The following is a 12,156-nucleotide window of genomic DNA, read 5'->3' as shown; positions in this document are numbered from 1 at the left end:
AAAGAAAGCGTAATAGCTCACTGGTCTAACGATTCTGCGCCGAAAATGTAACGGGGCTAAGTATGGTACCGAAGCTACGGGATGCGTCTTTGACGCATCGGTAGGAGAGCGTTCTCAGATGGGATGAAGGTGAATCGGAAGGTTTGCTGGACTAATGAGAAGTGATTATGCTGGCATGAGTAACGATAAAACAAGTGAGAAACTTGTTCGCCGTAAGACTAAGGTTTCCTGGGTAAAGCTAATCTTCCCAGGGTTAGTCGGTCCCTAAGGCGAGGCCGAAAGGCGTAGTCGATGGAAAACGGGTTAATATTCCCGTACCAGCAAATGTGTGCGATGGAGGGACGCAGTAGGATAGCTCAGCCGGCTGTTGGATATGCCGGTGTAAGTGCGTAGGCTTAAGGAATAGGCAAATCCGTTCCTTTTTAAGGCCGAGACACGATGCCGTAACTTTACGTTTGAAGTGAGTAATTCCAGACTGCCTAGAAAATCTTCTAAGTTTAGCATTTGTTGACCGTACCGCAAACCAACACAGGTAGTCGGGTCGAGTAGACCAAGGCGCTTGAGAGAACTCTGGTTAAGGAACTCGGCAAAATGATCCCGTAAGTTAGCGAGAAGGGATGCTCCAGACGGTGACTTGATTCACTTAATGAGCTGTTTGGAGCCGCAGAGAATCGGGGGGGGCGACTGTTTACTAAAAACATAGGTCTCTGCTAAGTCGTAAGACGATGTATAGGGACTGACGCCTGCCCGGTGCTGGAAGGTTAAAAGGAGGTGTTAGACTTCGGTCGAAGCTCCGAATTGAAGCCCCAGTAAACGGCGGCCGTAACTATAACGGTCCTAAGGTAGCGAAATTCCTTGTCGGGTAAGTTCCGACCTGCACGAATGGCGTAACGATCTCCCCACTGTCTCAACCAGAGACTCAGTGAAATTGAATTACCGGTGAAAATGCCGGTTACCCGCGGTAAGACGGAAAGACCCTGTGCACCTTTACTATAGCTTGACATTGGGTTTAGGGCTATCATGTGTAGGATAGGTGGGAGGCTTTGAAGTCGGCACGCCAGTGTCGGTGGAGCCAACCTTGAAATACCACCCTTGATAGTCTTGAATTCTAATCCAACGCCGTTATCCGGCTTGGAGACAGTGTCTGGTGGGTAGTTTGACTGGGGCGGTCGCCTCCCAAAAAGTAACGGAGGCTTGCAAAGGTTCCCTCAGGCTGATTGGAAACCAGCCGTCGAGTGCAAAGGCATAAGGGAGCTTGACTGTAAGACAGACATGTCGAGCAGGAACGAAAGTTGGTCTTAGTGATCCGGTGGTTCCGCATGGAAGGGCCATCGCTCATAGGATAAAAGGTACGCCGGGGATAACAGGCTGATCGCGCCCAAGAGTTCACATCGACGGCGCGGTTTGGCACCTCGATGTCGGCTCATCACATCCTGGGGCTGAAGCAGGTCCCAAGGGTTCGGCTGTTCGCCGATTAAAGTGGTACGCGAGCTGGGTTTAAAACGTCGTGAGACAGTTTGGTCCCTATCTACCGTGGGCGTAGGATAATTGAAGAGGGTCTGTCCCTAGTACGAGAGGACCGGGGTGGACGAACCTATGGTGTTCCTGTTGTCGCGCCAGCGGCATTGCAGGGTAGCTAAGTTCGGAAGGGATAACCGCTGAAAGCATCTAAGCGGGAAGCCTGCCTCAAGATTAGTTATCCCTATGCTTTAGCATCTAAAGATTCCAGGTAGACCACCTGGTTGATAGGCTGGAGGTGTAAGTGCAGTGATGCATTCAGCTGACCAGTACTAATAAATCGTGCGACTTATTTTTCTTCTCTTCCCTTAACTTTAACCCTAAACGGTTGAAGCTAATGGAACTCTAATTCTTCTCTATTAAACAATATATTTTGCTCAAACGAGCAAGCAAATTTGCTTGCGGCCATTGAGGAGAGGTCACACCCGACCCCATTCCGAACTCGGAAGTTAAGCTCTCCATCGCCGATGATACTGCTAGGTAGCTAGTGGGAAAGTAGGTCGCCGCAAGCTTTTTTATTTCAAAGCCCCCTTGTTAACTCAAGGGGGCTTTATTTGTTTGGGGCGGGATTGGTTTTGGAAGGTACGAGGAAATGAAATTTTATAACAAGATGTCCTTAAATGCTCCCTTGTGTTAGAAATAGAACTGAGGCATTTTAGATAATGTAAACTCATTTTTTTAAGGAATTCTAAATTAGATATGCCTATTACTCCCGATATTATTTTAGTTCTTGCGGTTCTATTTTTAGTCGTACTTTTCTTTATATTTGAATGGGTACGAGTAGACATGGTCGGTATTATGGTCATGGTTTGTCTGCCGTTACTCGGTTTGGTTACTCCACAGCAGGCAATCAGTGGGTTAAGCAGTAACGCTGTAGTATCCATCATTGCTGTGATCATAATTGGGGCCGGTCTTGATAAGACCGGTGTAATGAATAAGCTTGCTCAATTGATTCTCAAGTTTGCCGGAAGAGACGAAAGGAAGATTACTTCTATGGTTTCTGCAACCGTGGCCGGGATATCCGGCTTCATGCAGAACATCGGAGCTGCTGCGCTCTTTATGCCGGCTGCGAGACGAATTTCTACTCAGACCGGGGTTCCGGCTTCGCACATTTTATTGCCTATGGCTTTTTGTGCCATTATCGGTGGCACTTTGACTCTTGTCGGGTCAAGCCCTCTGATTTTGCTGAATGATTTACTGATCGTGCGTGGTGTCAGCTATGAACATTTTGGAATGTTCAGTATGACACCGATCGGGATTATGCTTATAGTTTCCGCTTTGCTGTACTTCAATGTGTTTGGAAAATGGATCCTGCCTCATACTAAAGCCAGCAAGGTTAGTGGACCGCTTTCGCCTTTGCTGGATAAAACTTATCATGAAGTGGGCGAGATCTATGAAATGAAAATACCTGTTCATGGTTTTAATGAACAGTGTCTTTCTGAGCTCCAAATTCGTTCAAACTACGCCTGTTCTGTATTGGCTTCGTATAACGCAGTTACTCATAAGAGAAATGTTGCTCCCCGACCGGAAGATACTCTTTGTCCCGGAGATACTATTGCCGTAATCGGCGAGGCCATGTTTATCAAAAAACTCGCAGCTGACTATGGCTGGTCGTATTCCCATGAATTGAAAGTTTTCGCTGATGATCTTGCACCTACTAATTCGGGGATCATGGAAGGGATTGTTTCTCCCAGATCTCAATTTGTTGGAATGACTGTCAGAGATATTCAGCTGCGTAAGAAATTTGGTGTAGTTCCATTGGCTGTGTATGTAGGTCACGAGATGATTATCAGCGATCTCTCCGATTTGGTTGTCAGTGAAGGTAATGCATTTTTGCTGCATGGTAAGTGGAGTGCATTCCATCAGTTTAAGGATCAAAACGATTTTATTTTTACTGAACCGATACAAGGTGAATTGCAGCGTGAGGATAAGGCTCCATTTGCTCTTGGATGTCTCGCGGTGACCATGTTTATGATTCTGGTGCTGGATATCCAGCTTTCCATTTCGTTATTGTTCGGAGCCATGGCAATGATTTTAGGTAAGGTGCTGACTATTGATGAAGCATACCGTTCCGTGGACTGGATGACTGTATTCCTGTTGGCTGGATTAATTCCGTTGGGGCTTGCTTTTGAAAATACCGGGGCTGCCAAAATGATTGCTGATATGCTTATGAACGCTGTTGGAGTTCCATCGCCTACTGTTTTGCTTATCTGTATCGGGCTGCTAACTTCTTTTTTTACCCTGTTCACTTCCAATGTAGGGGCCACAGTTTTACTGGTGCCATTGTCCATGAACCTGGCTCTTTCATGCGGAGCTGACCCGCGTGTAGCAGCTATGACAGTTGCCTTAGCTGCTTCCAATACCTTCATCCTGCCCACACATCAGGTAAATGCTCTGGTCATGCGTCCGGCTGGTTTAAAAGCTGTTGATTATCTCCGCGCCGGTGCCGGGATGACTATCATCTTTTTGGTCGTGTTGGTGGCGGGGATGAGATTGTTTTTTTAGGCTTAGCATTGTTTGTAAAGATCGAAGCCGCAGTATTAAGTACTGCGGCTTTTTATTTGCTAAAATATAGATTGTACAGTGGTTGGTCTCGTATAAGCGACGACGATTAGCGTGTTTGTAAGGAGTTATTTGTATCTAGTTTTGTTTTTTTATTTGTAATTACTTTTAATATATGAGAATAGATTTACACATTATGTCATATTCTATTTAAAAGGAGTCACTTATGAATTACAAAAGGTATATCGAATCAACCAGTTCTGAGTTTGAAGTTAACGAGCATGTGATAAATAGCGGTAATACTACCTGGCAAATTAGTAATATCGCCGCCACCTCTGTTTCAAAAAAAGAAATTCCTTTTAATGAACCTGAACCTACTTTCACTGACTCTGAGCCCGAATTTAATTTTGGCAGCATTGGTGGTAGCTTCGTTTTTGCAGCAATAGCTTGGGCTATCTGTAGATTCTTCTTCGATTTATCGTTAGGTGCGGTTATTGTGGCTGTAGCTGTCGTCTGTTTATTTATTTTAACTGCCTATTCTACTTATGGGGATGAACAGAAAAAGTGGAAAAGTGATAAGGCAGAAGTTGAACGAGAGTGGGAGATTTGGAACAAGATCAAACAGAATCCACCTGTATTATATAGCCTTATGCTTGAAACTAATGCAGGTAGTAAGCCTCTTTTTTATTCCTTTGACGAAGCACAAATCATTAAGGCTAAAAATGCAGTTGATCAGTCTATGCAAAATGAAAATTCTAAAGATGTTAAATTAGAAATTGAAACAGTTAATATCGGTGGAAATGATTCTATAAATAATTTTGCATCAAAAATATATGAACAATCGATACAAGAGGGCTGATGTGGGAGCGATAAATAATTATAATTCTGTCATTGGGTGTCAGGTTGTTAATGAACAACATGCTTCTGAAAAAGAAGATACGGACCTTAATGATATCTTGAAGCGAATTGAAAAAGAATTGGCTAAGATCAATTTTGTCCAAAGTTCAGATATCAAAAAATATGATACTATCATAAGTGAGTTAGCGATAATTAGGCTTGAACTGGCGAAGAAGGATCCAGATAAAAATTTAGTTAAACTCTCGCTTGATAGAATCGGTCATATATCTTCAATTACCGGATTGGTTGAACAGATCTATAATTATTTTAGGTAGTTTATTGTGTAAAAATACAAACCGCAGTTTCAACTGAAACTGAGGTTTGTATATTTTCTATGAACCGTATCTTTTAATACATCGCTTGTGGCAGATACAAAATGATCTGGGGGAAGATTGCGAAGAGTACTATTCCCACTAAAATTGCCAGCAGAAAGGGCATGGTTCCCTTGAATATATCCTCAAGCGTAATATCGGGGGCAAATTTCTGAGCCATACCGTAGACCACGTAAACGTTAATCCCTACGGGCGGAGTGATGACCCCGATCTGGGTAACCAGCACAATAATAACCCCGAACCAGATCGGATCGAATCCAAGTGTGGTTATAACCGGGTAGAATACCGGGATAGTCAGCATGATAAGGGCCAGAGCGTCCATGATGCAGCCGCCAATAAAGTAGACGATGAGGATCATCGAAACGATGATCAGTGGATGCAGGTCGAATGAAGCAGTCCATTCAGCTACATTGAAAGGAATGCGGGTTACGGCTAGGAATTTACCGAAAATCAGCGCTCCGGCAACGAGAAACAGGACCATTACTGATGTGCGCAGGGTTTCATAAAGAGAATTTACAAAAGCCTGCCAAGTCAGCTGACGTTTAATGATTCCAAGTGTGAGAATTCCCAATACGCCGACAGCCGCTGATTCGTTGGGAGTAAAGAATCCAAAGAACATACCGCCGATCACAAGAGCGAATACGGCAATGGTATCCATCAGGCCCATCAGGGACTTGAGTTTGGCGCTCAAGGGGAAAGTTTCGCCTTTGGGACCGAGGCTGGGATCGCGGTGACATACTATGGCAATGGCGATGATAAACAGGATGGTCAGCACTACCGAGGGCAGAATTCCGGCCATGAACAGCTCGCCGATTGATTGCTCGGTGAGGATGCCGTAGACGATGAGCACGATACTGGGAGGCATGATCATACCCAGCCCACCGCCGGAAGCAACAGAACCTGCTGCGAGGGAGTTGGAGTATCCATAGCGTTTCATTTCCGGGATACCGACAGTCGCCATTGTTGCAGCGGTAGCAGGGCTCGAGCCGCAGACCGAACCGAAAGCGGTGCATGCGGCAACTGTCGCCATGGCCAAGCCGCCCTGAATATGGCCAAAGAAATGGTAAGCTGCACTGTAGAGCCTGCGGCTGATCCCGCTGTTGAAGGCTAACTGGCCCATGAGGATGAACAGGGGAATGGTGGACAGGCTGTATGATGAAAAAGTGTCGTAAAAGCTGCGTGAAAGCAGGTTCATACCGCCTTTAACGGAAATCAGCATGGAAAATCCGCCGAAGCCGACAAGCGTCATAACGTAGGCCACAGGCATGCGGGTCATGAGCAGGGCCAGCATCACAAATATGCCGATAATTCCAAGAGTGGTCGGTTCCATTTATTCTTCCCCTTTGAAAAGCATGATGAGTTCTTTCAGCAGGGTGAGAGTGAAGCAACCAAAACCGAAAGTCAGTGCGAAAATGACCATGTCAGTAGGTAATTCAAGGGTCATTGAAACTTCCCCGGATTCACGCATGGAGCAGCCGTAAAGATATAGTCTCCAGGTAACCAGCCCAAAAAGAGCAACACTTAAGGAAGTCGTGCAGATCTTAACAGTGCGCCGGGTTCGGGCATTCATTTTACTGTACAGGAATTCCACACCTATGTTTGCCTTTTGGCTCTCGGCATAGCCAAGGGCTAGTCCTGTAGTCAGAACAGCCAGCACGGCTACAATATCTTCTACCCCGAAAATGGGGGTGTCCAGCGCGCCGCGTGAAAGAATATCCGCCCCGGTTAATAGGGCCATGCCGATCAAGCATACGGCGGCAATATTTTTTAACAATGCCTCAAATTTATTAATGAGGCCTATGACTTGATTACCCACTACAATCTCCAAATTTACAAAATTTCCCCCACTCCGCATAACAGAGTGGGGGAGATGTTCTCCAGATTATCCTGTGATTACTGAATGTTGTTCAAAGTCCCTACTGTGAAGTCGAGGATTGCTTTGCCGTCTATTTTTTTCTTGCCTGCTTTCTTGATGTAATCATCCATCATGGGCGCGGCTTTTTCTTTCCAGCGTTTACCTTCGGCTTCGCTCAGCTCGATGAACTGGCCACCTTTCTGGGTCAGGAACTCGCGACCTTCTTTGTCGCTTTCATCCCAAGCCTGACCGTGCTTGGCGGCAAATTCTTTGCTGATTTCCATAATGATTTTTCGGTCCTGCTCGGAAATAGCTTCCCACTTATCCTTATTCATGACTGCAAAGAAAGTGGTGGTGTATCCGACAGGGTAATCAAGTGTACAGTAGTCAACTACTTCGCCCATTTTCCAACCCTTATTGGTTTCCATGGGGTATACTCCGCCGTCGACAACGCCTTTGCGGATGGCCTGATAGGAGTCGGGCATGGACATGGCAACAGGAGCTGCACCGAGGGCTTTGAGCAACTGGGCGGAGTTTCCGGTTCCACGCAGTTTCATTCCTTTGATATCTTCAAGGGTCTTAACCGGTTTTTGGACAGTGAAGAGCAGGCCGGGACCGTGGGCATGGAAAAAAAGAACCTTTACGTCGCGCAGTTCCTTTGGCTGGAACTTATCGTAAACCGCGTTTGCCACCTTGGTTGCAGCAACTCCGGATTTGTAACCCAGCGGAAGGTCTACTGCAGCCATAGTCGGGAAGCGTCCACGGGAATATGCAAGAGCGGACATACCGATATCGGAAAGGCCTTCAACTACGCCATCGTAGCATTGTTTAGCTTTGGTCAGGGTTCCGCCGGGAAAGTAGGCGATGGTCACGCGGCCCTCGGTGCGCTTGGTAACTTCATCGCTCCACTGCTGAGCCAGTTTGGACTGGATATGTGTGGGCGGGAAAAAGTTTGAGTAGGTCAGGTTAACTGATTTTGCACCTGCTGTGAGCGGCAGGGCGCACATGCACATGGCAGCGGCCACTACTGTAATTAAAATTTTTTTCATGTTCCCTCCGTTTTTTTATCTTAAAATGGCTGTCTATTCAGCTTTTTTCAGTCCGTTGGTTAAGGCCAGAGTTACCGCCGCTTCGCGCACATCGTTAAAATCTATCAGTCCGGCTCCGTTGTTGTTCTGGATCATAAATCCTGTTTCAATGGAACTTCTGACCATGTATCCTTCAAATAGAACAGTGTTGAAGGCTCCGATCTTCTCCGGGGGATAGTCGGTCTCAACAAAATCGCGAACCAGATCTGCAAATACATCTTCAGAAAGGCGGTACTGACTCAGACTAAGGTCTTCACGCAGTTCCGGCACTCGTGAAGCGTAGATGGTGAATTCCAGAAAAACTTTGGCCCAGTTTTGATCGCGGACAATGTTTTCCAGAAAATCCCAGATAATGTTCATGACCTCTTCAAGGGATTCTGCCTTGCCCAAGCGGTCATCACGGGAATTGCGATATTCGGTCAGTTTTTCTTCTACAATTTCCAGAAAAAGTTTGTCCTTACTTACCCAATGGCGGTAAAAACTGCCTTTGGCGTATCCCGCATATTTGGTGATTTCTGCCACTGTGGTTTCCACGAAACCTTTCTTACCGAAAAGTTCGTTGGCGGCTTCCATGAGCTCTTTCTTGGTTTGAAGAGATTTTTCCTGTTGTTTTCTAGCCATTTGGTTTTCTGGTTACTTGTTTTTGTGACCTTGGGTCATAAAGTGACCGCTGGTCATTTTTTATGGTGTATAGCTTTGCACCCTATTGCTGTCAACTTCTATCTATGACAATTTGGTGTGAGTGAATCCAAGATTATCGAGAGGAAATATTCAAAGTGCGAAAGCTGTTTATCATATTTATTGTCCTGATCTATTGTCTGAGTGGGGTAGTTGCGCAAGCCCATCCTTTAGGGGAAGTTGTGCAGGAAACCACAGTTATGAACGAAGGGACGAGGCTGCTTATTGTTTATGATACTTCCATCGGGCCATCCATCACCGCTACACTTATTCCTGATGCCGATCATGACGGTAAGGTGTCCGGAGCAGAGGAAAGAAAGCTCTCGCGGGATATCAATTACCTGCTGCTTCCAAATCTGGAAATCTATTTAGATGAGAAGCCTGTTGTCCCTGAACTGTATTATGATTCAGTCTCAGCGGCTCCTGGTGGGTATAATAACGGGCTGCGCTCTAATCTCGTTTATGCCATACCTTTGCCGGACGAGGATTTTGGTAAACATTACCTGAAATTTTCAGACAACAATTTTCAGACCGGGGAGTTGAAGTGGTTGAAGTGGAAGGTGCAGGCTGACCCGCAATTCAGTGTAGTCAGGACTTCACCTGATTCACGAGAATTGAATTACCAATTTTTCGCCAAGAAAGTTGAAGGCCAAGGGGCCTCTTTTCCTGTACCTGCGCCAACAGCGGATGGCAGCGGGTTAAAACCAAGCCCGCAGGAAGATTCCAGTCAGGCTGCGCTTAAGGATTATCTTGCGCAGGAAAATCTTGGTCCGGGAACAATTCTGTTCGCTCTTGGATTGGCCTTCTTTCTGGGTATGGGGCATGCGCTCAGCCCCGGGCACGGTAAAGCCATGGTTGCAGCGTATCTCATAGGGCGCAGCGGTCGTATTCGTGATGCCTTCACCCTCGGTACCATTGTGACCATTACCCATGTCGCAAGTGTTATCGTCCTCGGTATCGCTGCTTTGCTGCTTTCCCGTTACTTCCTGCCCGGTGATCTTTATCCGTGGCTGGGAGCATTTTCCGGGGCATTGGTGTTCGGAGTCGGATATATGATGCTTGCCCGCAGGGCTGTGCATAGTCATGGGCATTCCCACGATCACCACCACGGACATTCGCATGATCACTCGCACGAGCACGGCAACGAATCCGAACCTGTATCATGGTGGTCCATGCTCAGCCTCGGTATTGCCGGGGGGATGGTGCCTTGCCCCACTGCTTTGGTCGTATTGCTAGCTTCAGTTGCTTTCGGGCGCATTGTGTTCGGGCTAATGCTAATCCTCGCCTTCAGCCTTGGCCTTGCCGCAGTGTTGATCATTATCGGAATTCTGACCGTGCGGGCCTCGAAACTTACCGAAAGGTTTTCCGGTTCCCGTCGGTGGATTGAGAACCTGCCTGTGCTGAGCGCAGGACTGGTCATGCTGGCAGGAATTGCCATTGCGTTGAATGCCTTGAATGCCGGGGGTATTCTGCGGTTTAATTTCTAAACTTCCAAAAATCAGTAATCCCGTCCAAGGCAGCGTCAGGTGTTGATCCGTAAGGAATCAGCTTGAAATCGAGTGCTTTTACCTGTTTCAGGTAATCAGCGTATTGCGACTTTTCAATGTATTCCACATCAAGAATTGTTTTGCCTGCCTTGGCGAGTTGTTTTGCCAATTGCAAGCGGTATTTTTTATCGCTTTCGCTATAGTAGTTGAAGAGCAGGCTTTCTAGACCGACCATGTTTATGGTTCTGAAGTAGACGTCCTTGTATTCCGGGGAGCAGTCGTTAAACACACTCATACCGTTCTGAGGGCAGATAATGAAATTTTTTCCTGCTTTTTTCCGGGCATAGTCTCCAATTCTTTTGATAAGCTTGACCATATCGTCTGCAGTGTTCCGCACTTCCATCCCCTGTTCGTGCCAGAACCAGTATGCATCGACTATGTCCAGATATACGCCGTCAAATCCGGCTTCAATTATGCGGTCCAGATAAGGACGGAGTCCTGTTTCCCACCAGTCTTCGCGCCAGTATTTTACTTTGTAGTTTTTAGCCCAGTCCGGGTTTTCCGGTCCGAGAAAACGTGGCGGATTCTCTTTCCACTCTTTCTGCCAGTAAAACCGATATTCTTCTGCTTCCCCGATGGAAAAGTAGCAAAGTACGGTTTTATTGAATTTGTGGAGTACGGATACTTCTTTGGCAGAAAATCTGTTTTTATCGGAGCCGTCTTTAGAATAGTCAATTACCAAAAGATCATATGGAGATTCAGCTAGTTGTGATATCTTCGGGCCTTGCAGCTGATATGCCCAGCTGTTGATTTTCTTGGACGGCGGGGTCATGCGGATCTCCTGTGTTGTTTTTTGGGTCCCTTTGCTTGAGGGAGGGGGAGTTGGTTTTGATGCACAGGCGGTAACAAGAAATAAAAAAGTCAGGATTGCTATGTTGTGTAATTTCATAATTAAGATTTTCCGGTTAATTTTTGTGTTTTGGAATAATAGCATGGTGAAAGATAAAATTAAAGTGTGCAATCTTGGATTTCAGCACAAAATATAATGTAATTTTTGAAGGTTACAAATAAAAATACTTTGCATAGCTGTGGATTCTGATTATAGTGTTCTCAATAAATTGATAATTTAAGATGAGTTAATAATTCTTATGTTTGTTTTTGATTTGTTTTGTGTTTTTATTCAGATTCTTAACTTTGGTTAATAATTAAGAATTTCGATAAAATAAGGAGGGTATTGTGAAAAGGAGTTTTTTCACTACTTTGATTTTTGTTCTCTTTCTTGCCGGATGTTCCGGTACCTACATGAAAGATTATGTCCAGCCCAACGGGGTGGCCAGTGAAGCACGTCATGTTGCTGTATTACCGCTGGTGAACTTAACGAACACACCCAATGCCGGACGTATGGTCGGAGATTTGCTGACTACCGAAATTTATGCTTCCACCAAATTCGATCTCATGGAATCCACTGAAATGTTCAAGCGTATCAAAGGAGATGAGGACGATCTGGAATTTGTGATGGAAGACGTCGTTGCCCAGAAATTAGGCAGCAAGCTTGGAGTGGATACTGTCATTTATGGTTCTGTTACCGAGTACCAGTATAAGCGCGGAGTTAACCAGAGTCCCTCTGTGGGGATTAATCTGCGCATGATCGATGTTTCTTCCGGTAATGTTCTTTGGGCTTCATCTTCTTCCAAGAGTGGGGGGTGCTTTTTCGGATGTACGGAATCCCTGAACAGTGTAGCGCAGGAAACCCTTTCAGAAATGATAGAAGCAATGTCTTCCGTTTCTGCTCAATAATC

10 protein-coding genes and 2 rRNA genes (1 of these 12 only partly in view) are annotated in these 12,156 nt (G+C 45.8%); 7 read left to right on the top strand and 5 right to left on the bottom strand.

Going from position 1 to position 12,156, the window contains the following annotated elements; genetic code table 11:
- From DESAL_RS13655 to DESAL_RS13635, 5 genes are all read left to right on the top strand, one after another.
- A 23S ribosomal RNA gene (locus tag DESAL_RS13655) occupies window positions 1-1,815 on the top strand (it extends 1,121 nt beyond the left edge of the window).
- Window positions 1,816-1,915: 100 nt separating this feature from the next.
- Window positions 1,916-2,030: ribosomal RNA gene (gene rrf / locus DESAL_RS13650) — 5S ribosomal RNA — on the top strand.
- A gap of 187 nt (window positions 2,031-2,217) precedes the next feature.
- Window positions 2,218-4,023: an SLC13 family permease gene (locus tag DESAL_RS13645; protein ID WP_015852570.1), complete on the top strand. Its 1,806-nt coding sequence runs from the start codon at window positions 2,218-2,220 to the stop codon at window positions 4,021-4,023.
- Between the two features lie 223 nt (window positions 4,024-4,246).
- Complete coding sequence (locus DESAL_RS13640) at window positions 4,247-4,879, top strand: hypothetical protein (RefSeq protein ID WP_015852569.1); 633 nt, start codon at window positions 4,247-4,249, stop codon at window positions 4,877-4,879.
- Between the two features lies 1 nt (window position 4,880).
- Window positions 4,881-5,192, top strand: coding sequence for a hypothetical protein (locus DESAL_RS13635; RefSeq protein ID WP_015852568.1), 312 nt, complete (start codon window positions 4,881-4,883; stop codon window positions 5,190-5,192).
- A 73-nt stretch (window positions 5,193-5,265) separates the two neighbouring features.
- On the opposite strand, the gene DESAL_RS13630 is transcribed toward DESAL_RS13635, so the two are convergent.
- The 4 genes from DESAL_RS13630 to DESAL_RS13615 form a co-directional block, all read right to left on the bottom strand.
- On the bottom strand, window positions 5,266-6,579 hold the full coding sequence (locus tag DESAL_RS13630) for a TRAP transporter large permease (protein WP_015852567.1): 1,314 nt from the start codon (window positions 6,577-6,579) through the stop codon (window positions 5,266-5,268).
- Window positions 6,580-7,065: a TRAP transporter small permease gene (locus tag DESAL_RS13625; protein ID WP_015852566.1), complete on the bottom strand. Its 486-nt coding sequence runs from the start codon at window positions 7,063-7,065 to the stop codon at window positions 6,580-6,582.
- 77 nt (window positions 7,066-7,142) lie between these two features.
- Window positions 7,143-8,153 (bottom strand): TRAP transporter substrate-binding protein, encoded by a 1,011-nt coding sequence (locus DESAL_RS13620; RefSeq protein WP_015852565.1) that lies wholly within the window; start codon window positions 8,151-8,153, stop codon window positions 7,143-7,145.
- A gap of 33 nt (window positions 8,154-8,186) precedes the next feature.
- Window positions 8,187-8,813, bottom strand: coding sequence for a TetR/AcrR family transcriptional regulator (locus tag DESAL_RS13615; protein WP_015852564.1), 627 nt, complete (start codon window positions 8,811-8,813; stop codon window positions 8,187-8,189).
- Between the two features lie 155 nt (window positions 8,814-8,968).
- Here DESAL_RS13615 and DESAL_RS13610 point away from each other — a divergent pair, with 155 nt between their 5' ends.
- Window positions 8,969-10,357, top strand: a complete 1,389-nt coding sequence (locus tag DESAL_RS13610) for a nickel/cobalt transporter (protein WP_015852563.1) — start codon at window positions 8,969-8,971, stop codon at window positions 10,355-10,357.
- Here DESAL_RS13610 and DESAL_RS13605 read toward each other — a convergent pair.
- On the bottom strand, window positions 10,347-11,306 hold the full coding sequence (locus tag DESAL_RS13605) for an MJ1477/TM1410 family putative glycoside hydrolase (protein WP_157046964.1): 960 nt from the start codon (window positions 11,304-11,306) through the stop codon (window positions 10,347-10,349). The genes DESAL_RS13610 and DESAL_RS13605 overlap by 11 nt on opposite strands.
- A 287-nt stretch (window positions 11,307-11,593) precedes the next feature.
- Between DESAL_RS13605 and DESAL_RS13595 the strand changes: the two genes are divergently transcribed.
- Complete coding sequence (locus DESAL_RS13595) at window positions 11,594-12,154, top strand: GNA1162 family protein (RefSeq protein WP_015852561.1); 561 nt, start codon at window positions 11,594-11,596, stop codon at window positions 12,152-12,154.
- Window positions 12,155-12,156 lie beyond the last annotated feature (2 nt).

Source organism: Maridesulfovibrio salexigens DSM 2638 (genome assembly GCF_000023445.1).
Taxonomy (GTDB): domain Bacteria; phylum Desulfobacterota; class Desulfovibrionia; order Desulfovibrionales; family Desulfovibrionaceae; genus Maridesulfovibrio; species Maridesulfovibrio salexigens.
Note: the sequence above shows the minus strand (reverse complement) of the source record. Positions and strands in the feature narration are given on the sequence as shown.

What these genes read in the sequence shown, in the direction of transcription:
- DESAL_RS13645 (WP_015852570.1), top strand. Translation starts at nt 2,218, where the DNA reads ATGCCTATTACTCCCGATATTATTTTAGTTCTTGCGGTTCTATTTTTA.
- DESAL_RS13615 (WP_015852564.1), bottom strand. Translation starts at nt 8,813, where the DNA reads ATGGCTAGAAAACAACAGGAAAAATCTCTTCAAACCAAGAAAGAGCTC.
- DESAL_RS13620 (WP_015852565.1), bottom strand. Translation starts at nt 8,153, where the DNA reads ATGAAAAAAATTTTAATTACAGTAGTGGCCGCTGCCATGTGCATGTGC.
- DESAL_RS13640 (WP_015852569.1), top strand. Translation starts at nt 4,247, where the DNA reads ATGAATTACAAAAGGTATATCGAATCAACCAGTTCTGAGTTTGAAGTT.
- DESAL_RS13630 (WP_015852567.1), bottom strand. Translation starts at nt 6,579, where the DNA reads ATGGAACCGACCACTCTTGGAATTATCGGCATATTTGTGATGCTGGCC.
- DESAL_RS13605 (WP_157046964.1), bottom strand. Translation starts at nt 11,306, where the DNA reads ATGAAATTACACAACATAGCAATCCTGACTTTTTTATTTCTTGTTACC.